Source organism: Nonomuraea aridisoli (assembly GCF_003236395.1).
Classification (GTDB): Bacteria; Actinomycetota; Actinomycetes; order Streptosporangiales; family Streptosporangiaceae; genus Nonomuraea; species Nonomuraea aridisoli.
In genome coordinates, this window is the sequence record NZ_POUD01000005.1 from 56,475 (window position 1) to 80,980 (window position 24,506).

Genomic DNA, 24,506 nt, shown 5'->3' on the forward strand with positions numbered 1-24,506 from the left:
GGTCGCGCGGCTAACCTGGATCGGGTGAGCCGTACACACAACTCCGAGGAACTGTTCGCCCGCGCCCGCGCGATCGTGCCGGGCGGCGTCAACTCGCCCGTGCGCGCGTTCGGCGCGGTGGGCGGGACGCCCCGCTTCATGGCGCAGGGCCAGGGCCCCTACATCACCGACGTCGACGGCAACCGCTACGTCGACCTGGTCTGCTCCTGGGGCCCGATGATCCTCGGTCACCGCCATCCGGCGGTCGTCGAGGCCGTCTCCGACGCGGTGGCCCACGGGTTCTCCTACGGCACCGCGACCCAGGGCGAGGTCGAACTGGCCGAGGAGATCGTCGCCAGGGTCGCCCCGGTCGAGAAGGTACGCCTGGTCAGCTCCGGCACCGAGGCCACGATGAGCGCGGTCCGCCTGGCCAGGGGCTTCACCGGCCGGTCCAAGGTGATTAAGTTCGCCGGCTGCTACCACGGCCACGTCGACGCGCTGCTGGCCTCGGCCGGCTCCGGGGTGGCGACGTTCGGGCTGCCCGACACGCCGGGCGTGACGGGGGCGTCGGCGGCCGACACGATCGTGTTGCCGTACAACTCCGTCGAGGCGGTCGAGGAGGCGTTCGCGGCGGCCGACGTCGCGTGCGTGATCACCGAGGCGTGCCCGGCCAACATGGGCGTCGTCCCGCCGCGCGACGGGTTCAACGCGCGGCTGCGCGAGCTGTGCACGGCACACGGGGCGCTGCTCATCGTCGACGAGGTGCTGACGGGCTTCCGCGTCTCCCCGGCCGGGTGGTACGGCCTCGACCCGGTGGAGGCCGACCTGATGACGTTCGGCAAGGTCATGGGCGGCGGGCTGCCGGCGGCGGCGTTCGGCGGGCGGGCCGACGTGATGGCTCATCTCGCGCCGGAGGGGCCCGTCTACCAGGCGGGCACGCTGTCGGGCAACCCGCTGGCCTGCGCGGCCGGCCTGGCCACGCTGCGCAACCTCGACGCGGAGGCGTACGCGCGGAGCGACGCCGCCGCGACGGCGATCGGCCGGGCGGCGTCCGAGGCGCTCGCGGCGGAGGGCGTGCCGCACCGGCTGCAGCGGGCGGGCAGCCTGTTCTCGATCTTCTTCACCGACGCCGAGGTCACCGACTACGACCAGGCCCGCGCCCAGAACACCGCCGCGTTCACCGCGTTCTTCCACGCGATGCTGGAGCAGGGCGTCTACCTGCCGCCGTCGGCGTACGAGGCGTGGTTCCTGTCGGCCGCCCACGACGACGAGGCCGTGGGCCGGGTGGCCGAGGCGCTGCCGGCGGCGGCGAAGGCGGCGGCCGCCGTCCTGTGAGGCTCAGCGCAGGCGGCGGGGCCGCGCTCCGGCGTAGAGCACGCCGCAGACGATGAGCGCCGCCGCCACGATCCTGAGCCACGACAGCGGCTCGCCGGTCACGAGCGCCGCCGACGACATGCCGAAGACCGGCACCAGCAGCGTGTACGGCGCCACGACCGAGGCGTCGTAGCGCCGCAGCAGGAAGCCCCACACGCCGAAGCCGCCCAGCGTGGCGACGAAGGCGACGTACACGAGGGAGAGCCAGCCCTCCCACGACGGGCTCAGCGCCGGCGCGCCCTCCAGCGCCAGCGACAACACCAGGAGCGGCGGCGCCGACAGGGCGCTCACCCACACCATGAAGCGCAGGGAGTCGGGCGGCGCGGCACGACGCTGGACGACGTTGCCGAGCCCCCAAGCCGCCGCCGCGGCCACGCACAACACGAACGCGCCGACCGGTCCCGAGACCCCGAAGTCGTACGCGACCAGGGCGAGGCCGCCGAAGGCGACGGCCAGCCCGGTGACGCGGCGGGCGGTGAGCCGCTCCCCGAGCAGCGTCACCGCGAACACCACGGTGAACAACGCCTGCGCCTGCAGGACGAGCGAGGTCAGCCCGGCCGGCATGCCGGCGCGCATGCCGACCAGCAGCAGCGCGAACTGCCCGACGCCGAGCGTGGCCGCCACCCCGGCGACCCACCGCCACGGCACTCCCGGCCGGCCCACGAGGAGCAGGGCGGGGAAGCCCGCCATCGCGAACCGCAGGCCCGCGTACAGCAGGGGCGGGAAGTGCCGCAGGCCCGCCTGCATGACCACGAAGTTGAACCCCCACGCCGCCGCGAGGGCGACGGCGAGCGCGAGGTGACGGGGGCTCACTCAGCGAGTGGGCTTCTGGTAACGGATGCGCTGCTCGCGCGCCTGCTCGGCGAGGGCCTTCAGGTACGAGACGGTGCCGGGCTGCTGCTTGTTCATCTTCCGGATTCGCATGCAACTATTTTCATCTACTACACAATCAACGACAAGCGAGACTTTCTACGCTAAACCGTTTAGGCTGGCTTACATGTTGGACTTGAACCGGCTCAAGGCGCTTCACGCTGTCCATGTCTACGGGTCGGTCGGAGCGGCGGCCGACGCGCTCAGCGTCACGCCGTCGGCCGTCTCGCAGCAGATCGCCAAGCTGGAGCGCGAGACCGGCGCCCGGCTCATGGAGCGCAACGGCCGCGGCGTACGCCTCACCGACGCCGCCGGCCTGCTGGCCGAGCACGCCGAGCGCATCCTCGCCCTGGTCGAGACCGCCGAGGCCGACTTCGAGGCGCTGCGCGGCGAGGTCGTCGGCCGGCTCAACGTCGCGGCCTTCCCCACGGCCGCCCGCGGCCTCCTGCCGGCGGCCGTCGTCTCGCTCAAGCAGCGCCACCCCGACCTGTGGGTGCAGCTCAACGAGCGTGAGCCCGACCGGGTGATGCGCGAGGTGTCCAGGGGCGAGCTCGACCTCGGCATCGTCCAGGACTGGCTCAACCGGCCGATCGCGATGCCCGAGGGCCTGTCGAAGGCCATCCTGCTCGACGACATCGCCGACGTGGCGGTGCCCGCGGGTCATCCGCTGGCCGGGGCGCGCGAGATCGAGCTGCGCGACCTGTGCGGCGAGCAGTGGATCAGCTCCTCGCCAGGCACGGTCTGCCACGACTGGCTCGTCTTCACGCTGCGCAGCGCCTCGGTGGAGCCGGTGATCGCATGCATGGCCGACGAGTACCCGACCCAGCTCGCGCTGGTCGCCGCGGGCCTCGGCTGCGCGATCGTGCCGAGGCTCGGCCGCGACTGCGTGCCCGACGGCGTGCGGCTCGTCCCGCTGCGCCCGCGCCAGTCGCGGCGCATCTACGCGGTGTGGCGCGCCGACGCCGCGCGGCGGCCCGCGATCAGGGCCATGGTCGACGCGTTGACCGAGGCCAGCAGAACCCAGGAGAACTCCTGGGCCGTCGCCTGACCCGGGCCGCCGCCGCACGAGCCGGGCAAGCGGATAGGCTGTGCCCACCATGGCTGAAACCACCGTCGTCCACCTGCTGCGCCACGGCGAGGTGCACAACCCAGGAGGCATCCTCTACGGCAGGCTGCCCGGCTACCACCTGTCCGAGAACGGCAGGCTCATGGCCGAGACGGTCGCCAAGGCCGTCGGCGGCCGCGACATCGTCGCCCTCTACAGCTCGCCTCTCGAGCGCGCGCTGGAGACCGCCGCCCCGCTCGCCGACAAGCTGGGGCTCGACATCCGGCAGGACGCCCGGCTGATCGAGGCCGGAAACCTGCTGCAGGGCCGCCTGGCGACCGACGGCGGCATGGCGCTGCTGCGCGACTGGCGCAACTACCGCTATTTCTGGAATCCGCTCCGGCCCTCCTGGGGAGAGCCCTACCCGGTGATCGTCCGGCGGATGAAGTCCGTGATCGACGACGCCCGCGCCCAGGCGCGCGGGCACGAGGCGGTGCTCGTCAGCCACCAGCTGCCGATCTGGGCGATCAGGATCGCCGCCGAGGGCCGCAGGCTCTGGCACGACCCGCGGCGCCGGCAGTGCACCCTGGCCAGCCTCACCACGCTCACCTTCGACGGCGACCGCCTGGTCAGCATCGGCTACAGCGAGCCTGCCGCCTCGTTGCAGCGGGGCCGCTCACTCCCCGGGGCCTGATGTCCGGGCCGTACGGCGGCACCGGTAGAGTTGCAAGCTCTACCGCTTGTAGTACAAGGAGATCTTCCTCCGTGCGCGCCAAGTCCCTCTCCCTCGTTCTCCTGGCCGCCTCCGTGCTGGCCGGGGGCTGCGCCGGCGGCCAGGGCGGCCAGCCGCAGGCGGGCGACACCCGGTTCGTCGCGGGCGACGGCAAGATGCAGGTGTTCGACGTGGCCGAGCGCAAGCCCGCGCCCCACGTCGAAGGGCCGACCCTCGACGGCTCCACCGCCTCCCTCGCCGCGCACAAGGGCAAGGTCGTCGTGCTCAACTTCTGGGCCTCGTGGTGCGGCCCGTGCCGGGCCGAGGCGCCGGTGCTCAAGGAGGTCGCGGCCAAGACCAAGGACACCGGGGTGCAGTTCCTCGGCGTCGACTTCAAGGACCGCCAGGCCGACGCCAAGGCGTTCGAGCGCAACGAGCAGACCGGCTATCCCCACATCTTCGACCAGCCCGGCAAGGTCGCGCTGGCGTTCCAGGGCACGGTGCCGCCCGCGGCCATCCCGTCCACGCTGATCATCGACAAGCAGGGCCGCATCGCGGCCAGGGCGCTCGGCGCGGTGAAGTACACCGATCTGTACACCACGGTGACCAAGGTGCGCGATGAGTGACGTCGTCGCCTCGGGCTCGCTGCTGCTCGCCGTGCCGATCGCGGTGCTGGCCGGGGTGGTGTCGTTCCTGTCGCCGTGCGTGCTGCCGCTGGTGCCGGGCTATCTGTCGTACGTCACCGGCATGAGCGCCGATCCCAAGCGGGGGCGGCTGGTGCTCGGGGCGGCGCTGTTCGTGGCCGGGTTCGGGCTGGTGTTCGTGCTCAGCGGGGCGCTGTTCGGCGGCCTCGGCTCGGTCATGCTGGGCAACGCCGACATCATCACGCGCGTCCTTGGCGTGCTCACCATCCTGCTCGGGCTGGCGTTCCTCGGCGTGCTGCCGGGGCTGATGCGCGACGTGCGCATCCACCGCGTCCCGGCGGCCGGGCTCGCGGGCGCGCCGCTGCTCGGCGTGGTGTTCGGCCTCGGCTGGACGCCCTGCATCGGCCCCACCCTGGCGGTCGTGCTGGCGCTCGGGCTCAACGAGGGCAGCGCCGCGCGGGGCGCCCTCCTGGCCGTCGCGTACGCCCTGGGGCTCGGGCTGCCGTTCGTGGCCGCGGCGCTGGCCTACAGCAGGGCGCTGCGCACGTTCCGGGCCATCCGCAAGCACTCTCGCCTGATCACCCGCGTCGGCGGCGGCATGATGGTGGCCGTCGGCGTGCTCCTGGTGAGCGGGCTCTGGGGAGAGATGATCGCCGCCATGCAAGGACTGATCGGCGCCTTCGAGCCGGTGATCTGATGAGCGTCCAGGAGCTGGAGAAGAAGCAGACGCCCCAGCAGGCGGCGCTCGGCCCGGTGGGCTGGCTGCGCTGGGCCTGGCGCACGCTCACCTCGATGAAGACGGCGCTGATCCTGCTGTTCCTGCTGGCGCTGGGCTCGGTGCCCGGCTCGCTGGTGCCGCAGCGCGGCGTCGAGCCCGACAAGGTGGCCCGGATCTACGAGCAGAACCCGACGCTCGCCGAGTGGTACGACCGCTTCCAGCTCTTCGAGGTCTTCACCTCGGTCTGGTTCGCCGCGATCTACCTGCTGCTGTTCACCTCGCTGATCGGCTGCATCATCCCGCGCACCGCGGTCTACCTGCGCGAGCTGCGCCGCAGGCCGCCGGCCGCGCCCAAGCGCCTGTCGCGCCTGCCCCACTCGGCCTCCTTCGAGGGGGAGCTGGGCGTCGAGGAGGCCGCGCGGCGGCTGCGCCGGATGCGCTTCCGCGTCTCGACCGGCGACGGCTGGGTCTCGGCCGAGAAGGGCTACCTGCGCGAGACCGGCAACCTCGTCTTCCACGTCGCCCTGCTCGGCATCCTGCTCGCGATCGGCGCCGGCTCGCTCTACGGCTACCGCGGCAACGTCCTGGTCGTCGAGGGCGACGGGTTCGCCAACACCGTGGCCGCCTACGACCGGTTCATGCCGGGCAGCCAGGTGTCGGCCGAGTCGCTGGAGCCGTTCTCGTTCACGCTCGACAAGTTCGACGTCGCCTACCAGGTGACCGGCGACAAGCGGGGGCAGGCGCTCGACTACACCGCCCACCTCAAGGTCAACGACTCGCCGCAGGCGCCCGCCCGCGACTACGCGCTCAAGGTCAACGACCCGCTGGAGATCGACGGCACGCAGACGTACCTCATCGGCAACGGCTACGCGCCGGTCTTCAGGGTCACCGACGGGGAGGGGCAGGTGGCCTTCGAGGGCGCCGTGCCCTGCCTGATCGAGGACAAGGCCACGATGACCTCGGGCTGCGTCGTCAAGGTGCCCGACGCGAAGCCGGGGCAGCTCGGGTTCCTGCTGCAGTTCCTGCCGACCAGCGTGCCGCTGGTCGACGGCGGCCACGCCTCGGCCTTCCCCGGGCAGATCAACCCCGAGGTGCAGGTCCTCGGCGCCTTCACCGGCGACCTCGGGCTGCGCTCGGGCGAGCCGCAGTCGGTCTACACGCTGGCCGAGCCCGAGGACATGAAGAAGCTCAAGCCGCTGCTCATGGGCACCGACGTGCCCAAGCCGCTGGCGGTGGGACAGTCGGTCCAGCTGCCCGACGGGCTCGGCAAGCTCGAGTTCACCGGCGTCAAGCAGTGGATCACGCTCCAGACGGCCTACGACCCCGGACGCCTGCCCGCCCTGCTGTCCGCGGCCGCGGCCGTCGTCGCCATCGCGCTCTCGCTCATGATCCGCCGCCGCAGGGTCTTCGTCCGCGTCGGCGAAGGCAGGGTCGAGGTGGGCGGGCTGACCCGTACGGAGGGGTCCGCGGCGGGCTTCACCGAGGAATTCGCCGAGATCGTCCAGGTTCTATCAGCAGGAGACAAGGATGTCCGCTGAGCAACTCGCCGAGGTGAGCGACCAGTTCGTCGTCGCCGCGGTCCTGCTCTACGTCGTCGCCATGGTGGCTTTCGCGACGGACCTGGCCTTCGGTCGTGTCCGTCCGGGCAGGGCGGTCGCGAAGGCCGCCGCCAGGCAGCCGGTCGCGGTCGGCGCGGCCGCACCGCCGCCCGGGGCCGACGTGCTCCCGGAGAGCGCCTCTGTGCCGGCCACGCCCGAGCCGCCGCGCTTCGCGGCCGTGGCCGGCACGGCCGGCCTCGTGCTGGCCTGGGTCGGCTGGGTGGCCAACCTCTCGGCCATCGTCACCCGCGGCCTGGCCGTCGACCGGTGGCCGTGGGGCAACATGTACGAGTTCGTGGTCGCGATCTGCTTCGCCGCCGTGTCGGCGTTCCTCATCACCCAGGTCCGCCACGACGTGCGCTTCCTCGGCGGCTTCGTCATGGTCACCGCCGCGCTGGGGCTCGGGCTGGCCTCCAAGGTCTTCTACACCGCGGCCGGTCCGGTCGTGCCGGCTCTCGACTCGTACTGGATCGCCATCCACGTCAGCGCCGCGATCATCGCCAGCGGCCTGCTGACGCTCGCGGGGGTGACCGGCATCCTCTACCTGGTGCGCGGTGACGGGCCCTCGCGCCTGCCGTCGCGGGCCGATCTGGAGCGGGTGGCCCACCGGGCGATCGTCTTCGCCTTCCCACTGTGGACGTTCGCCGTCATCGCGGGCGCGCTGTGGGCGGACCGGGCGTGGGGGCGCTACTGGGGGTGGGACCCGAAGGAGGTCTGGTCGTTCATCACCTGGGTCGCCTACGCCGCCTACCTCCACGCGAAGGCGACGGCCGGCTGGAAGGGCCGGGCGGCGACGATCGTGCAGCTCGTGGCGTTCGGCTGCCTGCTGTTCAACCTGATCGGGGTCAACATCTTCATCGACGGCCTGCACAGCTACGCCGACGTCGACTGACCCCTCGGGGAGGGGTCAGCTCACGTCGTCGCCGCGCATGCGGCGCTCGAGGTCGCGGAGGAAATCGGGGTCGTCGTCGGGTCCCTTCGGCATGCCCGGGCCAGGGGTGACCGGCCATGCCTGCCGCTGCGCGCGGGGACGGCCGCGGGCCATCCACACCATGCCGCCGAGCAGCGGGATCAGAATGACGATGAGAATCCAGAGGGCTTTTGGTACGTTCCGTACCTCGTCTTCGGGTGTCGTCACCACGTCGAAGAGGGAGAAAAGCCAGAAGGCCAGCAGAGCCAGACCGATGAGAACACCTGCCATGCCCCGAACTGTAAGCCATGCACAGGACTGATCGTGCGGTCCGATGTCCCATTTCGGGTGACTACCGGAAGATCCACGTCGTACGGTGGAAACCCATGCGGCGGTGTCCACGGGCCTCCAGAGGCGTGGAGAGGTGGCGATGGCCTTTTCTCAGGACAAGGGCCGACATCGGCGCGGTCGTTGGTGGCGGCGCGGATCTTACCTGTTCTCGCGCCGCAGTGAGGCGCCCCCCGACGCCGACCGCTCGTTCTGGTCCAGCGTCCGTGAGAGGCGCCAGGAGGCGCGCGCGGCGGGGCGCGGGCGTGGTGGTCCGGAGCAGCGCCGCCGGGCGCGCGAGAGCGAGCTGAACGGCGTCCGTCCCGCTGTGGAGCCGCCCGAACGGCGGCGGGTCGGCTGGGACGCCCCCCGCGAGCGCCGCGAGCGCCTGTCCGCGGCCGTGGCCGAGAGCCCGCGCTACACCTGGTACGACTTCGAGCTCGACGACCGGCCCATGGAGGCCCGGCCGCACCGGCCGGAGGCCCCTTCGCTGGGCGACGGCCTGCGCCACTGCGGCCGGCTGGAGGAGGTCCTGCACCGGCAGTGGGACGCCCAGCAGGGCCCGCCGCCGCCCGAGGTCGTCCGCGCGGTGGAGAGCCTGGCCCGGCTGCCCGACCGGCTCAAGGACAAGCTGGCCGACGGGCTGGAGGGCATCTACGTGGGCGCGGGCGGCGTCCCTGACCTCGACGACATGGGCTACTTACGCGGCGCGCCGCTCCCGTCGGGCCGCGCGACCTGGGACATCTGCGCGGGTGCGTACGGCGACCGCAAGATCGTCGTGGGGGACCGGCCCTCGCCCACGCCCGACGTGATGATGCACGAGGTCGGCCACGCCATCGACGACATCGACGCGGCGTACGGCACGTGGGTCTCGGACTCGCCGGAGTTCGTCCGGCTCTACGAGGCGGCCCTGCCGCTGCTGGCCTCGTCGTTCCACCGCCAGGGAGGCGGGCTCGGCCGCAAGGAGTTCTTCGCCGACGCCTTCGCCGCCATCGCCTCCCGCCAGCGCCCGGCCCTCGTGGACATGCTCGGGGGCGACACGCGCATGGCGCTCGACATCATGCTGTTCTTCAACCGGCGCTACGGAATCTAGGTGATCGGCCATGTACGTCATCCGGCTCGCGGACGGGACCCTTCGCGTGCCCCGGAGCCTGACCAGCGAGGACGGGCGTCTGATCGGCAACGCGTACGTGGAGGTCCAGCCCGGCGATCCCGACTACGAGCAGTGGCTGCCGGAGTCGCTGACCGAGGAGGAGGCGCAGGTGCGCCGCCGGCGCTGGGAGGAGGAGAACGACGAGCTGGAGCGTGAGTTCCTGGCCTTCAAGGCCGAGCAGGAAGACGCCTGATCAGGAGGGAACGGACAGACGCCAGCCACGGTCGGCGGTTGGCGCCGTCCCGTGCTCCACCGTACGGAGGTGTGGTGGCGGGGAAGCACACGAACAGTGGTCCCGCCAGCGGTGATCCTGGGACAGTGGCTGCTCCCGTGCGGCGGGACCGTGAACGGCCCGCCGACGCGGGATCACCGGCTGGACGGAACGTCAGACGCGCGGGGACTCACCTGCAGGCCTGTCGGCCGTGAGAACGTCCTCGCCTCGGAGAAGGGCGTGCACTTCCGATTCACGGAAGCGCCGGTGCCCTCCGGGGGTGCGGATACTGCTGATGCGGCCTGCCGCTGCCCAGCGTGTAACCGTCTTTGGGTCTACCCGGAAGAGGGCGGCAACCTCTCCTGGGGTCAGCAGACGCTCGCTGCTACTCTCCACCAATCTCTCCCCCTCGCATCCCGCTTCCTGCCAGCGGGCGGACAGGTAACCAGTGTGTCGAGCGAAGCCTGATTTATCCGTGGTTTTCTACAAAGATCACGGGTTGTTATCAGCTGACTGCCCGATTGTTATATGATAGAGCCTCTTTGGGGCTCTCGTGGGTGTTTCTTTACGAAACTCCCTAACTGGGAACAGTAGCAGTGCTCGCGTTCGGTGCGAAGAGCGACCTGTGCACGGGTCCGAGTAACCTCGACGTGTGCGTCCCGTTCTCGTTTACACACTGTGCCGGATCGGCCTGTTCGCCGTGACACTCTTGGTGCTGTTGCTGCTCGGCCTGCATAACCCGTTCGTGCTGATCGTCGCGTCGTTTGTGATCAGCGGGGTGGCGAGCTACGTCCTGCTGTCCAAACAGCGTGACGCTGTGAGCGAACGCATCAGCAACAAGATCGACCGGCCGAAGCCGCAAAGCGACTAGCCCAGGGGGAACATGCCAATCCGGGCATGGTACTCCCGTCCGAGCCGCGTGGTGTCGCTACCGACAAGTAGTCCACGGCTGTGGGTGTAAAACGCCTTCACGCCGATGCCGCGCTCCCGCCCCGGATTCCAACTGAGGGCCTTTCCGGTGCGGGGATGAATGGCCCCGATGCCCGGCCGCGCCACCGCTCCCGGGCCTGCCGAGTCCCGGCCCTTCGGATTGTCCAGCCAGCGCTGGTGGCCGCCGACGTAGACGGCCGCCCCTGTCATCACCGCGACGGAGTAGAGCGAGTCGCCGCCGGTGTGGTTGACCCAGGTCGGCTTGACGGCCGAGCCCTTGGCGTAGGTCTCGAACCTGGCGGTCGTGTCGCACATGCCGCTCTTGGTGCCGCCCGTGGTGACGACCGCGAAGAAGCGCCCGTCGGGGGAGAAGTCGATCCCCCGTACGTACGAGGGGAACGCCTCGTCGCACTTGCGGGCGTAGGCGTCGGTCCGCCAGGGGGCGACCTTGGCCGTGCGCCCGCTGACGTCGATGAGCCCGAGCTGCGGCCGCGACCTGCCGTCGAGCGTGGTGAACGAGCCGTCCACCGCCAGCCGGTCGCGTGAGAGCGCCATCGCGTAGACCTTCACCCGTGACGACAGCGGCTTGCCGGGCGTCACGGTGAACGCCGGGTCGAGCGCCCCCGTGGCCGCGTCGAGCCTGGCCAGGGCGGTGCGCGGGCTGACGAAGTCACCGCCGGCGTAGAGCCGGGAGCCCTGCCTGGCCAGCGTCGAGACCATGCCGCCGCCGATGCGCGGCGCGAAACCGGGCACGGTCGCGCCGTCCGTCAGGCGCAGCTTGGCCAGCGCCCGCGGCGCGCGGTGGTTGACGCCCCAGAAGTCGCCGCCGACGTAGACGGTGCCGCCGTCGCCGGGGGCCAGCGCGTGGACGGTGCCGCCCACGTTGGGCGCGAAGCCGGGCAGGATGCGGCCGGTGTTGAGGTCGTAGGCGAAGAGGTTGGCCCGCGCGTGGACGGTGCGGCGGGAGGCGTCGCTCACTTCGCTGAACGAGCCGCCGACGACGACGGTGCGGCCGACGACGGTGATGGCGTTGACGATGCCGTCGAGCACGTGGGGCGTGTTGTCGACCGGGTTGGCCGAGACGACGCGGGTGTGCGCGACGGGGGCCGAGGCGAGGAACGCCGCAAGGGCGACACGAGCAAGCATTCGCCAATTCCTAGCAGACGTTGCGTAGTGTCGTGGCTACTTTCTGTTGATTGTCCTGATAGCAAGGGGGGACGCGCCCCCCAATAGGCTGTGGGCATGACGCGCGCTCAGTTGGACAAACAGCCGGACGAGGTCGCCGCGATGTTCGATCGCACCGCCCGGCGCTACGACTTGGTCAATGACGTGATCTCGCTGGGTCAGGTCAGGCTCTGGCGCAGGGCGGTGGCCGCCGCCGTCGACGCCGGGCCGGGCGAGGTCGTCCTCGACCTGGGGGCCGGCACCGGCACCTCGACCGACGCGTTCACCACGCTGGGCGCGCGGGCGATCGCCTCCGACTTCTCGCTCGGCATGCTCCGCACCGGCGTGCGCCGCCACGGCGGCAACGCGCTGAGCGGCGCGGGCGTGCCCTTCATCGCGGGCGACGCGCTGCGGCTGCCGTTCGCCGACGAGGCCTTCGACGCGGTGACGATCTCGGTGGCGCTGCGCAACGTCCACGACACCGAGCAGGCGCTGCGCGAGATGCTGCGGGTGACCAAGCCGGGCGGGCGGCTGGTGATCCTCGAGTTCTCGCACGTGACGTTCGGGCCGTTCGACCTGGTCTACCGCGAATATCTGATGAAGCTGCTGCCGAAGGTGGCCAAGGTGTTCGGGTCCAACGACGACTCCTACGAATACCTGGCCGAGTCGATCAGGGACTGGCCCGACCAGGCGACGCTGGCGCGCACGATCCAGCGGGCCGGTTGGGAACGCGTCGCCTGGCGCAACCTCACAATGGGGATCGTCGCGCTGCATCGCGGCTTCAAGCCCGCCTGAGGTTCGGCGAAAATCGTCTTTTCCGACAGGCCGCAATTACCGGGCGGGCGTGCCGGCGCGGGGAATTTCCCGGCGTGACGGCGAGTCTTCGTCTCTGGTTGAAAATCTAATCATTTCCGGTGACGACCCGCGCGGGGATAAGCAAAGACGGGCGAAATCATTCGGCGCCGCTGAGCTGGGCGGGTCCGCGACATGACGCGGTCCGCGCCCGGCGCGGACCGCCCGCACTCCCCGCGAGCGCGGGCGAACCGGGGCGACCCAGAAAGATGATCATGATGGTGCGGCCCAGGGGACACGCCACCCCCTCCGATCACAGTCCGGCCCCCCGACTGCCACTATGTACAGCAAAAGCAGTAGACTGCGGGCCGATAAGTTTGTGAAGGGGTTCACAAAGGAACGAAGGCGCCAAACCCCGAGGCCTTCGAGCGTGTAGGGACAGGACAGTCCAGTGACCGTGCCAACAGCCGCCCGCCAGGGGCACGAGCCCGCCGCGAGACAGCGCTGTCCGGGCGCACGAGTGGTGAGGCGGGCGCGATCATGAGCACCGTTGACGCCGACGTCATCGTCGTCGGCGCAGGCCCGGCAGGTTCCGCCAGCGCGTTCTACCTGGCCGCGGCCGGGCTCGACGTCCTGCTGCTGGAGAAGACCAGGTTCCCGAGGGAGAAGGTCTGCGGCGACGGCCTGACGCCGCGTGCCGTCAAGCAGCTGCTCAACATGGGCGTCGACGTCGACGCGCCGGGCTGGGTCAGGAACAAGGGCCTGCGCGTCGCCGGCGGCGGCATGCGCTTCGAGCTCGACTGGCCGCAGCTCGAGCGCTTCCCCGACTTCGGCCTCGTCCGCACGCGCCAGGACTTCGACCAGATCATGGCCGCCCACGCCGTCAAGAGCGGCGCGCGCCTCATGGAGGGCGTCACCGTCACCGGCCCGATCCTCGACGACCGCAGCGGCCACATCGTGGGCGTCACCACCAAGGACGGCCGCGAGTTCCGCAGCCGCGTGGTCGTCGCCGCCGACGGCAACAGCACCCGCCTGGCCCTCGGCATGGGCCTGCACAAGCGGGAGGACCGCCCGATGGGCGTCGCCGTGCGCACGTACTTCGAGAGCCCGCGCCACGACGACGACTACCTCGAGATCTGGCTGGAGCTGCGCGACGCCGAGACGCTCCTGCCCGGCTACGGCTGGATCTTCGGCGTCGGCGACGGCACCGCCAACGTGGGCCTCGGGCTGCTCAACACCAGCGAGCAGTTCAAGAACATCGACTACCGCGACCTGCTGCGGCGCTGGTGCCGGTCGATGCCCGAGGAGTGGGGCTTCACCCAGGAGAACATGACGGGCCCGATCCGCGGCGCCGCGCTCCCGATGGCCTTCAACCGGCAACCCCACTACACGCGCGGCCTGATGCTCGTGGGAGACTCCGGCGGGTCGATCAACCCGTTCAACGGCGAGGGCATCGCCTACGCCATGGAGACCGGAGAGATCGCCGCCGAGATCATCGCCAAGGCCCTCAAGGGCACCACGCCCGCCCAGCGGGAGCGGACTCTGCGGACCTACCCCCAGGTGCTGAAGGACGCCTACGGCGGATACTTCACCCTCGGCAGGTGGTTCGTCGAGGCGATCGGGAAGCCCGGTGTCATGAGCTTCGGCACCAGGCACGGGCTACCCCATCCGAGGCTGATGCGCTTCGCGCTCAAACTCCTTGGTAACCTCACGGACCGGCGAGGCGATGCGTCGGACATGATCATTAACGCACTCTCGAAGGTCGCGCCACCAGCATGAATCTCAGAACTGACAGATCAGGCTGCGCGCCCGCGCGCGCGGCGACTCCGGAGGAGGCGTAGCGATGGACCTTTACGTGCCCATCCTGGTGCTCGCCGTTCTCGCGGGGGGCTTCGCGATCTTCTCGGTCGCCATCGCTCCCTTCACCGGTCCCAAGCGCTGGAACCGCGCCAAGCTCGACGCCTACGAATGCGGCATCGAGCCGACGCCCCAGCCTGTCGGTGGTGGACGGTTCCCGCTCAAATACATGGTCACGGCGATGCTCTTCATCGTCTTCGACATCGAGATCATCTTCCTCTACCCGTGGGCCGTCTCGTTCGCTCCGCAGACGGACGACCTCGGCCGCGTGCTCTCCTCGGGCCTGGGTCTGTTCGCGCTCGTCGAGATGCTGCTGTTCATCGTCACCGTGCTCGTCGCCTACGCGTACGTGTGGCGCCGCAAGGGTCTGGACTGGGACTGAAAATGGGACTTGAAGAGAAACTCCCCAGCGGGTTCATCCTCAGCACGGTCGAGGCGGCCGCCGGGTGGGCGCGGAAGAACTCCGTGTGGCCGGCCACGTTCGGCCTCGCGTGCTGCGCCATCGAGCTGATGGCCACCGGCGGCCCCCACTACGACCTCGCGCGCTTCGGCATGGAGCGCGCTTCGGCGTCTCCCCGTCAGGCCGACCTCATGATCGTGGCCGGCCGGGTGTCGCAGAAGATGGCGCCGGTGCTGCGTCAGATCTACGACCAGATGGCCGAGCCCAAGTGGGTCATCGCCATGGGCGTGTGCGCCTCCAGCGGCGGCATGTTCAACAATTACGCCATCGTGCAAGGCGTCGACCACGTCGTGCCGGTCGACATCTACCTGCCCGGCTGCCCGCCGCGGCCCGAGATGCTGATCGACGCGATCGTGAAGCTGCACGACAAGATCCAGAACATGAAGTTCGGCGCGCACCGCGCCAAGCAGATCGACGAGCTCGAGCTGCAGGCGCTGCGCACGCTGCCGCTGATCGACCAGGGGGCCGCGAAGTGACCTCGCCCGACAACCTCCCCGAGGTCCCGGACGCGCAGGTTCCCGAGGTGCCGGCGGCCCCGGGTGGCCAGCAGGAGCCGCCGATCGCCCGGCGGGGCATGTTCGGCGCCCAGGACTCCGGCGACACCTCCGGCTACGGCGGGCTCGTCGTCCGCCGCGCCCCGCAGGTCTCGACGCCCCGCCCGTACGGGAGCTACTTCGACGAGGTCGTCGACGCCCTGGCGCTCGACGACGCGATCGAGCGCGTGGTCGTCGACCGCGGCGAGCTGACCCTGCACGTCAAGCGCGAGCGCCTCGTCGAGGTCTGCCAGAAGCTGCGCGACGACCCCGCCCTGCGCTTCGAGCTGTCGCTCGGCGTCTCCGGGGTGCACTACCCGCACCTGACGGGCGAGGAGCTGCACGCGGTCTACCACCTGTGCTCGATCACCCACAACAGGCGCGTGCGCGTGGAGGTGAGCTGCCCGGACGCCGACCCGCACATTCCATCGACCGTGGGCGTTTACCCTGGTCACGACTGGCATGAGCGTGAGACGTACGACTTCTTCGGGATCATCTTCGACGGTCACCCCGCGCTCACCCGGATCATGATGCCGGACGACTGGGAGGGGCACCCCCAGCGCAAGGACTACCCGCTCGGCGGCATCCCGGTCGAATACCGCGGCGCCACCATCCCGTCGCCCGACCACAGGAGGAGCTACTCGTGAGCACCGCTTATGACGAGGCCACCGAGGGCAAGGTCTACTCGGTCAACGGCGGAGACTGGGACCAGGTCGTCGCCGACGCGCGCGACACCGAAGAAGAGCGCCTCGTCGTCAACATGGGCCCCCAGCACCCGTCCACGCACGGCGTGCTCCGGCTGGTGCTGACGCTCGACGGCGAGACGGTGACCGAGGCGCGCGGCGTCATCGGCTACCTGCACACCGGCATCGAGAAGAACATGGAATACCGGACGTGGACGCAGGGCACCACGTTCGTGACCCGCATGGACTATCTCTCGCCGATCTTCAACGAGACCGCCTACTGCCTGGGCGTGGAGAAGCTGCTCGGCATCACCGACCGGATCCCCGAGCGGGCGCAGGCCATCCGCGTGATGATGATGGAGCTCAACCGCATCTCCTCGCACCTGGTGGCCATGGGCACGTTCGGCATGGAGCTGGGCGCGACCACGCCGTTCCTGTTCGGCTACCGCGACCGCGAGCTGATCATGGACCTGTTCGAGTACATCACGGGTCTGCGGATGAACCACGCCTACGTCAGGCCGGGCGGCGTGAGCGTCGACCTGCCCGCGGGCGCGGTCGACAAGGTCGGTGAGTTCCTCAAGGAGATGCCCAAGCGGATCAAGGACATCCGCAAGCTCCTCGACGCCAACCCGGTCTACCTGCGCCGCACGAAGGACGTGGCCTACCTCGACCTGACCGGCTGCATGGCGCTCGGCGTCACCGGCCCGATCCTGCGCGCCGCCGGCCTGCCGTGGGACCTGCGCAAGTCGCAGCCCTACTGCGGCTACGAGACGTACGAGTTCGACGTCGCCACCGAGCGCGGCTGCGACGTCTACTCGCGCTACCTGGTGCGCATGAAGGAGATGGAGGAGTCCCTCAAGATCATCGAGCAGGCCCTGGACCGGATCGCCGGCCCGCTCAAGGGCGACCCGGTGATGATCGAGGACAAGAAGATCGGCTGGCCCGCGCAGCTCGCGCTCGGCCCCGACGGGTTCGGCAACTCGCCCGACCACATCGCCCACATCATGGGCACCTCGATGGAGGCCCTCATCCACCACTTCAAGCTGGTGACCGAGGGCTTCCGGGTGCCGGCCGGGCAGGCGTACGCCAGCATCGAGTCGCCCAAGGGCGAGCTCGGCGCCCACGTGGTCAGCGACGGCGGCACCCGCCCCTTCCGCGTGCACTTCCGTGAGCCGTCCTTCTGCAACCTGCAGGCTTTCCCCGCGATGGCGGAGGGCGGCCAGGTCGCCGACGTGATCGCCGCGGTGGCTTCTATCGACCCCGTCATGGGAGGTGTGGACCGGTGACATATTCACCGGAAATCCGTGAGCGTCTGGAGCGGGACGCCAAGGAGATCATCGGCCGCTACCCGAAGACGCGGTCGGCCCTGCTGCCGCTGCTCCACCTCGTGCAGTCGGAGGACGGCTACGTCTCCGACGACGGGCAGGAGTTCTGTGCCGAGATGCTCGGCATCAGCAAGGCCGAGGTCACGGGCGTCGCGACGTTCTACACCATGTACAAGCGCAAGCCGGTCGGCGACTACCACGTCGGCGTGTGCATCAACGCGCTGTGCGCGGTCATGGGCGGCGACCAGATCTGGGAGGAGCTGTCGGAGCACGTCGGCGTCGGTCACGACGAGGCGACGCCCGACGGCAAGGTCTCGCTGGAGCGCCTGGAGTGCAACGCGGCCTGCGACTTCGCGCCGGTCATGATGGTCAACTGGGAGTTCTTCGACAACCAGACCCCCGAGTCGGCCAAGCAGCTCGTCGACGACCTGCGCGCCGGCAAGGAAGTGCGCCCCACGCGCGGCCCGAACCGGCTGTGCACCTTCAAGGAGGCCTCGCGCGTGCTGGCCGGCCTGCCCGACGACCTGGCGGGCGAGGGCCCGTCGGCCGCGGGCGCGTCGCTCGAGGGGCTGAAGGTCGCCAAGGCCAACGGATGGAAGGCCCCCGAGGCATGAGCACGACGCTGACACCGATCCTGACCGCCAACTGGGACCAGCCCGACTCCTTCACCATCGACGCCTACGGCGAGTACGCCGCGGCGCGCAAGGCCCTGGGCATGGACCCCGACGCCGTCATCCAGGCCGTGAAGGACTCCGGCCTGCGCGGCCGCGGCGGGGCGGGCTTCCCCACCGGCATGAAGTGGGGCTTCATCCCGCAGGGCGACGGCAAGCCGCACTATCTCGTCGTCAACGCCGACGAGTCGGAGCCGGGCACCTGCAAGGACATCCCGCTGATGATGGCCAACCCGCACGCGCTGGTCGAGGGCATCATCATCACGTCGTACGCGATCCGCGCCAACCACGCCTTCGTCTACGTGCGCGGCGAGGTGCTGCACGTCATCCGCCGGCTGCACGCGGCCGTGCGGGAGGCGTACGCCAAGGGGTATCTCGGCAAGGACGTCTTCGACTCCGGCTTCGACCTGGAGCTGGTCGTGCACAGCGGCGCGGGCGCCTACATCTGCGGCGAGGAGACGGCACTGCTCGACTCGCTCGAGGGCTTCCGTGGTCAACCCCGGCTCAAGCCTCCGTTCCCGGCCGTGGCGGGCCTGTACGCCTCGCCCACTGTCGTGAACAACGTCGAGTCGATCGCGAGTGTTCCCTCGATCATCGGCAAGGGCGCCGACTGGTTCGCCGGGATGGGCACCGAGAAGTCCAAGGGCTTCGGCATCTTCTCCCTCAGCGGCCACGTCACCCGCCCCGGCCAGTACGAGGCCCCGCTCGGCATCACGCTGCGCGAGCTGCTCGACATGGCGGGCGGCATCCGCGCCGGGCACCAGATCAAGTTCTGGACCCCCGGCGGCTCGTCCACGCCGATCTTCACCGACGAGCACCTCGACGTGCCGCTCGACTTCGAGGCGGTCGGCGCTAAGGGCTCCATGCTGGGCACGCGCGCGCTGCAGATCTTCGACGAGACCACCTGCGTGGTCCGCACGGTGCTGCGCTGGACGGAGTTCTACGCCCACGAGTCCTGCGGCAAGTGCACGCCCTGCCGCGAGGGCACGTACTGGCTCAAGCAGGTGCTCAAGCGCCTGGAGGCCGGCCAGGGCACCGAAGAGGACCTGTCCACGATCACCGACATCGCGGACAACATCCTGGGCCGCTCGTTCTGCGCGCTGGGTGACGGCGCGACGAGCCCGATCCACTCCTCGGTGAAGTACTTCCGCGAGGAGTACCTCAAGCACTTCGAGATCGGCGGCTGTCCGTTCGACCCGAAGAAGTCCACTCTCTGGGGTGAGCAGTGACCGTCGTAGAGACCGAAACGAACCTGGTGACCCTGACCATCGACGGGTTCCAGGTCAGTGTCCCCAAGGGCACTCTGATCATCAGGGCCGCCGAGCTCCTGGGCATCCAGATCCCCAGGTTCTGCGACCACCCGCTGCTCGACCCGGCGGCCAACTGCCGCCAGTGCCTGGTCGACATCCCCGACGCGGGCAACGGCCGCGGCTTCCCCAAGCCGCAGCCGTCGTGCGCCATCGAGGTGGCCGAGGGCATGGTGGTGCAGACGCAGCTCACCTCCCCGGTCGCCGAGAAGGCGCAGCGGGCGGCGATGGAGTTCCTGCTGCTGAACCACCCGCTCGACTGCCCGGTCTGCGACAAGGGCGGCGAGTGCCCCCTGCAGAACCAGGCCATGTCCAACGGCCGCGGCGAGTCCCGGTTCCAGGAGCAGAAGCGCACCTTCCCCAAGCCGCTGCCGCTGTCGACGCAGGTGCTGCTCGACCGTGAGCGCTGCGTCCAGTGCGCGCGCTGCATCCGCTTCTCCGACCAGATCGCGGGCGACCCGCTCATCGAGTTCTTCGAGCGCGGGGCCAAGGAGCAGGTGCGCACGGCCGACGGCAAGCCGTTCAACTCCTACTTCTCCGGCAACACGGTGCAGATCTGCCCGGTCGGCGCGCTCACCGGCGCCGCCTACCGCTTCCGCGCCCGCCCGTTCGACCTCGTCTCCACGCCGAGCGCGTGCGAGCACTGCGCCTCCGGCTGCAGCATGCGCACCGACCACCGGCGCGGCCGGGTCACCCGCCGCCTGGCGGGCAACGACCCGCAGGTGAACGAGGAGTGGAACTGCGACAAGGGCCGCTGGGCGTTCACCTACGCGACACAGCCCGACCGGCTCAAGCAGCCCCTCGTCCGCAACGAGGAGGGCGTGCTCGTGCCCGCCTCGTGGCCGGAGGCGCTGATGGTGGCCGCGCAGGGCCTGGCCAACGCCCGCGGCAAGGCCGGCGTGCTGGTCGGCGGCCGCGTCACGGTCGAGGACGCCTACGCCTACGCCAAGTTCGCCCGCATCGCCCTCGGCACCAACGACGTCGACTTCCGCGCCCGGCCGCACTCCGCCGAGGAGGCGCAGTTCCTGGCGCACGCGGTGGCCGGCAAGGGCATCGAGATCAGCTACGCCGACCTCGAGAACGCCCCCCACGTGCTGCTCGTCGGGTTCGAGCCCGAGGAGGAGTCGCCGATCGTCTTCCTGCGCCTGCGCAAGGCGTGGATGAAGAAGGGCCTGAAGGTCACCGCGATCGCGCCGTTCGCCACCCCCGGGCTGGAGAAGATGGGCGGCACGCTCGTCCGCACCGCCCCGGGCGCCGAGGCCGACGCGATCGGCTACCTGGTCGGCACGCTGGCCCCGGGCACGATCGTGCTCGCCGGCGAGCGCCTGGCCACCGTCCCCGGCGCGTTGTCCGCTCTCGTCCGCCTCGCCGCCGCCTCCGACGCCAGGCTCGCCTGGATCCCGCGGCGGGCCGGTGAGCGCGGCGCCATCGAGGCCGGCGCGCTGCCCAACCTGCTGCCGATCGGCCGCCCGGTGGACGACGAGACCGCCCGGGCCGAGGTCGCCCGGCTGTGGAACGTCGCCTCGCTGCCCGCCACGCCGGGCCGCGACACCTCCGCCATCCTGGCCGCCGCCCGCGACGGCGAGCTCGACGCGCTGGTCGTGGCCGGCGTCGACCCGTACGACCTGGCCGACCCGGCCGCGGCTCTGGAGGCGCTGGAGCGCACGCCGTTCATCGTCAGCCTGGAGATCCGCGCCAGCGCCGTCACCGACCGCGCCGACGTGGTGCTGCCCGTCGCCGCCGTCCAGGAGAAGGGCGGCACGTTCGTCAACTGGGAGGGCAGGGGCCGCTCGTTCGAGGCGCCGCTGAAGGTGCCCGGCCTGCAGTCCGACCTCGCCGTGATCGCCAACCTGGCCGACCGGATGGACGTCCACCTCGCCCTGCCGGACGCCAAGGCGGTCCGGCGCGAGCTGTCCACGCTGGGTTCCTGGCGCGGCAGCCGCGTCCCGGCGCCGAGCGTGCTGAGCCGCACGCCGGAGGTGCCCGAGACGGGTCAGGCGCTGCTGGCGACCTGGCACCTGCTGCTCGACGAGGGCAGGCTGCAGGACGGCGAGCCGTACCTCGCGGGCACCGCCCGCCCCGCCGAAGCGCTGCTCTCCGAGAGCACGGCCGCCGAGCTCGGCGTCACCGACGGCGACAAGCTCGTCGTCGGCGGCATCGTGACGCTGCCGCTGCGCGTCGCCGACCTGCCCGACCGCGTGGTCTGGGTGCCGGCGAACTCCGGCGGCTGCTCGGTCACCCGTGATCTGCGCGCGGTGGCCGGCGACATCGTCACCATCGGGAGCGCCTCATGAAACACGTACTCGCGGCCGATCCCACCCTTGCCGACTTCGGCAAGGACCCGCTGTGGATCACCATCATCAAGGCCGTGATGCTGTTCGTCTTCCTGATGCTGGGCATCCTGTTCGGCGTCTGGTACGAGCGCAAGCTGATCTCCTGGATGCAGAACCGGCGCGGCCCGAACCGGGCCGGCAAGTTCGGTCTGCTGCAGTCCGCGGCCGACGGTCTGAAGATGGGCCTGAAGGAGGACATCTTCCCGACGACCGTGGACCGGGTGCTCTACCTGCTCGCACCGGTGATCATGGTGGTGCCGGCGTTCCTGGCCTTCTCGATCGTGCCGTTCGCGCCGATGGTCAACCTGTTCGGCGTGCAGACGCCGCTGCAGCTGGTGGACCTGCCGGTGGCGGTGCTCTTCATGCTCGCCATGGGCGCGGTCTCCGTCTACGGCGTGGTGCTGGCCGGCTGGTCGTCGCGCTCGCCGTACGCGCTGCTCGGCGGTCTGCGGTCGGCGGCGCAGGTGGTCTCCTACGAGATCGCGATGGGCCTGTCGTTCGTGGCGATCTTCCTGTTCGCCGGGACGCTCTCGACGTCGGAGATCGTGGCGGCGCAGGAGCAGACCTGGTTCGCGGTGCTGCTCATCCCGTCGTTCCTCATCTACGTGGTCTGCATGTTCGGTGAGGCGGCGCGCATCCCGTTCGACCTTCCCGAGGGTGAGGGCGAGCTGGTCGGCGGCTTCCAGACCGAGTACTCCTCGTCGCTGAAGTTCGCCCTGATCATGATGGGCGAGTACCTGCACACCTTCACCGCCTCGGGCATCGCCGTGACGCTCTTCCTGGGCGGCTGGCGGGCGCCGTTCCCGATCTCCCTTTGGGAGGGCGCGAACGCGGGCTGGTGGCCGGTGTTGTGGTTCTTCATCAAGTTCGTGCTGGTCTTCAGCTTCATCGTGTGGGTGCGGGCCTCGCTGCCGCGCGTGCGCTACGACCAGCTGATGTCGCTGGGCTGGAAGGTGCTGATCCCGGTCAACCTGGCCTGGATCCTGCTGGTGGCCGCCGTGCGCAACCTGGTCGTCAACGAGGGCGACCGGATGATCGGGCTCGGCATCGCCGGGGTGGTCGTGATCGGCGCGCTGGCCATCTGGCTGCGGTTCGACACCGTCAACCAGCGGCGCAAGGAGGAGCGCAAGGCACAGGTGGACGCCGAGTTCGAGGAACTGTCCAGCGAGCCGACGGCCGGCGGCTTCCCGGTGCCGCCGCTCGACCTGCCGCACTACCACGGGGTGCAGCACAAGGAGATTCCCAGTGGGACTAACTGATTGGCTGAACCCCGTCAAGGGCTTCGGGGTCACCTTCCACACGATGTTCAAAAAGCCCGTCACGACGAACTACCCGGAGGTCAAGAAGCCGACGGCTCCTCGCTTCCACGGGCGTCACCAGCTCAACCGCTGGCCCGACGGGCTGGAGAAGTGCGTCGGGTGCGAGCTGTGCGCCTGGGTGTGTCCGGCCGACGCGATCTACGTCGAGGGCGCGGACAACACCGAGGAGGAGCGCTACTCGCCGGGTGAGCGTTACGGGCGCACGTACCAGATCAACTACCTGCGGTGCATCCTGTGCGGGCTCTGCATCGAGGCGTGCCCGACCCGCGCGCTCACCATGACCAACGAGTACGAGCTCGCCGACACCAACCGCGAGAGCCTCATCTACACCAAGGAGATGTTGCTCGCGCCTCTCACGCCCGGCATGGAGCAGCCGCCGCACCCGATGCGGCTCGGTGAGACGGAAGAGGACTACTACCGGCTGGGGCGGACCAATGGGTGAGACCATCACGTTCTGGGTGCTCGCCGTCGTCTCAGTCGGCGCCGCGCTCGGCATGGTCTTCAACCGGAAGGCCGTCTACTCCGCGCTGATGCTCGGCGCGGTGATGCTCTGCCTGGCGGTCCTGTACGCGGTGCAGGACGCGCCGTTCCTGGCCGCCGTGCAGATCATCGTGTACACCGGCGCGATCATGATGCTGTTCCTGTTCGTGCTCATGCTCGTGGGCGTCGACTCGTCCGACTCGTTCGTCGAAACGATCAAGGGGCAGCGCTTCTGGGCGTTCCTCGCGGCGCTCGGTTTCGTGGTGCTGATCGTCGCGGCCCTCGGCAACGTGGTCTTCGCGCCGCAGGTCGGGCTGACCGCGGTCACCGAGCAGGGCGGCGGCTACATCCGCTCGATCGCGACCGAGCTGTTCACCCGGTACGTCTTCGCGTTCGAGATCACCTCGGCGCTGCTGATCACCGCGGCGCTCGGCGCGATGGTGCTGGCGCACCGCGAGCGGCTCACCGAGAAGCCGACGCAGAAGGATCTCTCCCGCGCCCGCTTCCGCGGCGACCACCCGTCGCCGCTGCCCGGGCCCGGCACGTACGCGCGCAACAACGCGGTCGACATGCCCGCTCGGCTGCCCGACGGCTCGGCCGCCGAGTCCTCGGTCAACCGCTACATCGCGCGCTACGACGTCGAGCACGGCCGGCTGCCGCAGGACCCCGAGCTCGCCGAGGCCATCCGGCACACGGCGGAGGAGAACGTCCCGCAGACCGAGGCAGAGCAGAGCAGCAATGAGGTGACCAAGTGACGACGCACTACCTCGTCCTTTCCGGCCTGCTGTTCGCCATCGGCGCCATGGGCGTGCTGATCCGGCGCAACGCGATCGTGGTGTTCATGTGCGTGGAGCTCATGCTCAACGCCTGCAACCTCGCGTTCGTCACCTTCTCCAGGCAGGTCGGCAACCTGGAGGGCCAGATCATCGCGTTCTTCGTGATGGTGGTGGCCGCGGCCGAGGTCGTGGTCGGCCTTGCCATCATCGTGACGATCTTCCGAACCCGCAGGTCCGCGTCCGTCGACGACGCCAACCTGCTGAAGTACTAAGAGGTGACTGGTGGAATCTCAACTCGCTGAGATCGCCCAGCACACCGGCGGAGTGATCGGCAA

Annotated in this window: 27 protein-coding genes; 23 read left to right on the forward strand and 4 right to left on the reverse strand. The window is 70.1% G+C overall.

Annotated elements, in window-relative coordinates; genetic code table 11:
- The first annotated feature begins 24 nt into the window (after positions 1 to 24).
- Positions 25 to 1,314, forward strand: a complete 1,290-nt coding sequence (gene hemL / locus C1J01_RS02475) for a glutamate-1-semialdehyde 2,1-aminomutase (protein WP_111175489.1) — start codon at positions 25 to 27, stop codon at positions 1,312 to 1,314.
- Between the two features lie 3 nt (positions 1,315 to 1,317).
- On the opposite strand, the gene C1J01_RS02480 is transcribed toward hemL, so the two are convergent.
- Positions 1,318 to 2,166 (reverse strand): EamA family transporter, encoded by an 849-nt coding sequence (locus tag C1J01_RS02480; protein ID WP_111175491.1) that lies wholly within the window; start codon positions 2,164 to 2,166, stop codon positions 1,318 to 1,320.
- 184 nt (positions 2,167 to 2,350) lie between these two features.
- Between C1J01_RS02480 and C1J01_RS02485 the strand changes: the two genes are divergently transcribed.
- From C1J01_RS02485 to ccsB, 6 genes are all read left to right on the forward strand, one after another.
- Positions 2,351 to 3,271, forward strand: coding sequence for a LysR family transcriptional regulator (locus C1J01_RS02485; RefSeq protein WP_111175493.1), 921 nt, complete (start codon positions 2,351 to 2,353; stop codon positions 3,269 to 3,271).
- A 49-nt stretch (positions 3,272 to 3,320) separates the two neighbouring features.
- A complete protein-coding gene (locus C1J01_RS02490; RefSeq protein ID WP_111175559.1) occupies positions 3,321 to 3,962 on the forward strand; it encodes a histidine phosphatase family protein in 642 nt (213 codons plus the stop codon).
- 71 nt (positions 3,963 to 4,033) lie between these two features.
- Positions 4,034 to 4,606, forward strand: a complete 573-nt coding sequence (locus tag C1J01_RS02495) for a TlpA family protein disulfide reductase (RefSeq protein ID WP_235854204.1) — start codon at positions 4,034 to 4,036, stop codon at positions 4,604 to 4,606.
- On the forward strand, positions 4,599 to 5,321 hold the full coding sequence (locus C1J01_RS02500; RefSeq protein ID WP_111175497.1) for a cytochrome c biogenesis CcdA family protein: 723 nt from the start codon (positions 4,599 to 4,601) through the stop codon (positions 5,319 to 5,321). The genes C1J01_RS02495 and C1J01_RS02500 overlap by 8 nt, the downstream gene beginning before the upstream one ends.
- Positions 5,321 to 6,880 (forward strand): cytochrome c biogenesis protein ResB, encoded by a 1,560-nt coding sequence (gene resB, locus C1J01_RS02505; RefSeq protein ID WP_111175499.1) that lies wholly within the window; start codon positions 5,321 to 5,323, stop codon positions 6,878 to 6,880. The genes C1J01_RS02500 and resB overlap by 1 nt, the downstream gene beginning before the upstream one ends.
- Positions 6,870 to 7,832, forward strand: coding sequence for a c-type cytochrome biogenesis protein CcsB (gene ccsB / locus C1J01_RS02510; RefSeq protein ID WP_111175501.1), 963 nt, complete (start codon positions 6,870 to 6,872; stop codon positions 7,830 to 7,832). The genes resB and ccsB overlap by 11 nt, the downstream gene beginning before the upstream one ends.
- 15 nt (positions 7,833 to 7,847) lie before the next feature.
- Here the strand turns inward: ccsB and C1J01_RS02515 are convergent, their stop codons facing one another.
- Entirely contained in the window at positions 7,848 to 8,141 is a 294-nt protein-coding gene (locus C1J01_RS02515; protein WP_111175503.1) for a PLDc N-terminal domain-containing protein, read from the reverse strand.
- 139 nt (positions 8,142 to 8,280) lie between these two features.
- Between C1J01_RS02515 and C1J01_RS02520 the strand changes: the two genes are divergently transcribed.
- Together C1J01_RS02520 and C1J01_RS02525 are read left to right on the forward strand one after the other, a co-directional pair.
- The gene (locus C1J01_RS02520; RefSeq protein ID WP_111175505.1) at positions 8,281 to 9,270 is read left to right on the forward strand and encodes a hypothetical protein; all 990 of its coding nucleotides are present in this window, start codon (positions 8,281 to 8,283) and stop codon (positions 9,268 to 9,270) included.
- Between the two features lie 10 nt (positions 9,271 to 9,280).
- On the forward strand, positions 9,281 to 9,523 hold the full coding sequence (locus C1J01_RS02525; protein WP_111175507.1) for a hypothetical protein: 243 nt from the start codon (positions 9,281 to 9,283) through the stop codon (positions 9,521 to 9,523).
- A gap of 192 nt (positions 9,524 to 9,715) precedes the next feature.
- Here the strand turns inward: C1J01_RS02525 and C1J01_RS02530 are convergent, their stop codons facing one another.
- Positions 9,716 to 9,937 (reverse strand): BldC family transcriptional regulator, encoded by a 222-nt coding sequence (locus tag C1J01_RS02530; RefSeq protein WP_026214226.1) that lies wholly within the window; start codon positions 9,935 to 9,937, stop codon positions 9,716 to 9,718.
- Positions 9,938 to 10,193: 256 nt separating this feature from the next.
- Between C1J01_RS02530 and C1J01_RS02535 the strand changes: the two genes are divergently transcribed.
- Positions 10,194 to 10,412: a DUF4229 domain-containing protein gene (locus C1J01_RS02535; protein ID WP_111175509.1), complete on the forward strand. Its 219-nt coding sequence runs from the start codon at positions 10,194 to 10,196 to the stop codon at positions 10,410 to 10,412.
- Here the strand turns inward: C1J01_RS02535 and C1J01_RS02540 are convergent.
- Positions 10,409 to 11,617: a hypothetical protein gene (locus tag C1J01_RS02540; RefSeq protein WP_111175511.1), complete on the reverse strand. Its 1,209-nt coding sequence runs from the start codon at positions 11,615 to 11,617 to the stop codon at positions 10,409 to 10,411. The two genes, C1J01_RS02535 and C1J01_RS02540, sit on opposite strands and share 4 nt — an antisense overlap.
- A gap of 96 nt (positions 11,618 to 11,713) precedes the next feature.
- Between C1J01_RS02540 and C1J01_RS02545 the strand changes: the two genes are divergently transcribed.
- The 13 genes from C1J01_RS02545 to nuoK all read left to right on the forward strand — a co-directional run bounded on the left by C1J01_RS02545 (position 11,714) and on the right by nuoK (position 24,443).
- Positions 11,714 to 12,430: a demethylmenaquinone methyltransferase gene (locus C1J01_RS02545; protein ID WP_111175561.1), complete on the forward strand. Its 717-nt coding sequence runs from the start codon at positions 11,714 to 11,716 to the stop codon at positions 12,428 to 12,430.
- A gap of 537 nt (positions 12,431 to 12,967) precedes the next feature.
- A complete protein-coding gene (locus tag C1J01_RS02550; RefSeq protein ID WP_111175513.1) occupies positions 12,968 to 14,206 on the forward strand; it encodes a geranylgeranyl reductase family protein in 1,239 nt (412 codons plus the stop codon).
- A gap of 64 nt (positions 14,207 to 14,270) precedes the next feature.
- Positions 14,271 to 14,666 carry an NADH-quinone oxidoreductase subunit A gene (locus C1J01_RS02555; RefSeq protein ID WP_111175515.1) on the forward strand — a complete coding sequence of 132 codons (396 nt, stop codon included), beginning with the start codon at positions 14,271 to 14,273 and terminating at the stop codon, positions 14,664 to 14,666.
- A 2-nt stretch (positions 14,667 to 14,668) separates the two neighbouring features.
- Positions 14,669 to 15,220 carry a NuoB/complex I 20 kDa subunit family protein gene (locus C1J01_RS02560; protein ID WP_111175517.1) on the forward strand — a complete coding sequence of 184 codons (552 nt, stop codon included), beginning with the start codon at positions 14,669 to 14,671 and terminating at the stop codon, positions 15,218 to 15,220.
- Positions 15,217 to 15,924, forward strand: a complete 708-nt coding sequence (locus C1J01_RS02565) for an NADH-quinone oxidoreductase subunit C (protein ID WP_111175519.1) — start codon at positions 15,217 to 15,219, stop codon at positions 15,922 to 15,924. The genes C1J01_RS02560 and C1J01_RS02565 overlap by 4 nt, the downstream gene beginning before the upstream one ends.
- Positions 15,921 to 17,246: an NADH-quinone oxidoreductase subunit D gene (locus C1J01_RS02570; RefSeq protein ID WP_111175521.1), complete on the forward strand. Its 1,326-nt coding sequence runs from the start codon at positions 15,921 to 15,923 to the stop codon at positions 17,244 to 17,246. Before C1J01_RS02565 ends, C1J01_RS02570 begins: the two co-directional genes overlap by 4 nt.
- Positions 17,243 to 17,899, forward strand: a complete 657-nt coding sequence (nuoE, locus tag C1J01_RS02575) for an NADH-quinone oxidoreductase subunit NuoE (RefSeq protein WP_111175523.1) — start codon at positions 17,243 to 17,245, stop codon at positions 17,897 to 17,899. The genes C1J01_RS02570 and nuoE overlap by 4 nt, the downstream gene beginning before the upstream one ends.
- Positions 17,896 to 19,185 carry an NADH-quinone oxidoreductase subunit NuoF gene (gene nuoF / locus C1J01_RS02580; protein ID WP_111175525.1) on the forward strand — a complete coding sequence of 430 codons (1,290 nt, stop codon included), beginning with the start codon at positions 17,896 to 17,898 and terminating at the stop codon, positions 19,183 to 19,185. The genes nuoE and nuoF overlap by 4 nt, the downstream gene beginning before the upstream one ends.
- Positions 19,182 to 21,557, forward strand: a complete 2,376-nt coding sequence (locus C1J01_RS02585) for an NADH-quinone oxidoreductase subunit G (protein ID WP_111175527.1) — start codon at positions 19,182 to 19,184, stop codon at positions 21,555 to 21,557. Before nuoF ends, C1J01_RS02585 begins: the two co-directional genes overlap by 4 nt.
- Positions 21,554 to 22,855, forward strand: a complete 1,302-nt coding sequence (nuoH, locus tag C1J01_RS02590) for an NADH-quinone oxidoreductase subunit NuoH (RefSeq protein ID WP_111175529.1) — start codon at positions 21,554 to 21,556, stop codon at positions 22,853 to 22,855. The genes C1J01_RS02585 and nuoH overlap by 4 nt, the downstream gene beginning before the upstream one ends.
- Positions 22,842 to 23,357 carry an NADH-quinone oxidoreductase subunit NuoI gene (gene nuoI, locus C1J01_RS02595; protein WP_111175563.1) on the forward strand — a complete coding sequence of 172 codons (516 nt, stop codon included), beginning with the start codon at positions 22,842 to 22,844 and terminating at the stop codon, positions 23,355 to 23,357. Before nuoH ends, nuoI begins: the two co-directional genes overlap by 14 nt.
- The gene (locus C1J01_RS02600; protein WP_111175531.1) at positions 23,350 to 24,150 is read left to right on the forward strand and encodes an NADH-quinone oxidoreductase subunit J; all 801 of its coding nucleotides are present in this window, start codon (positions 23,350 to 23,352) and stop codon (positions 24,148 to 24,150) included. Before nuoI ends, C1J01_RS02600 begins: the two co-directional genes overlap by 8 nt.
- Positions 24,147 to 24,443 carry an NADH-quinone oxidoreductase subunit NuoK gene (nuoK, locus tag C1J01_RS02605; RefSeq protein ID WP_020542667.1) on the forward strand — a complete coding sequence of 99 codons (297 nt, stop codon included), beginning with the start codon at positions 24,147 to 24,149 and terminating at the stop codon, positions 24,441 to 24,443. The genes C1J01_RS02600 and nuoK overlap by 4 nt, the downstream gene beginning before the upstream one ends.
- Positions 24,444 to 24,506 lie beyond the last annotated feature (63 nt).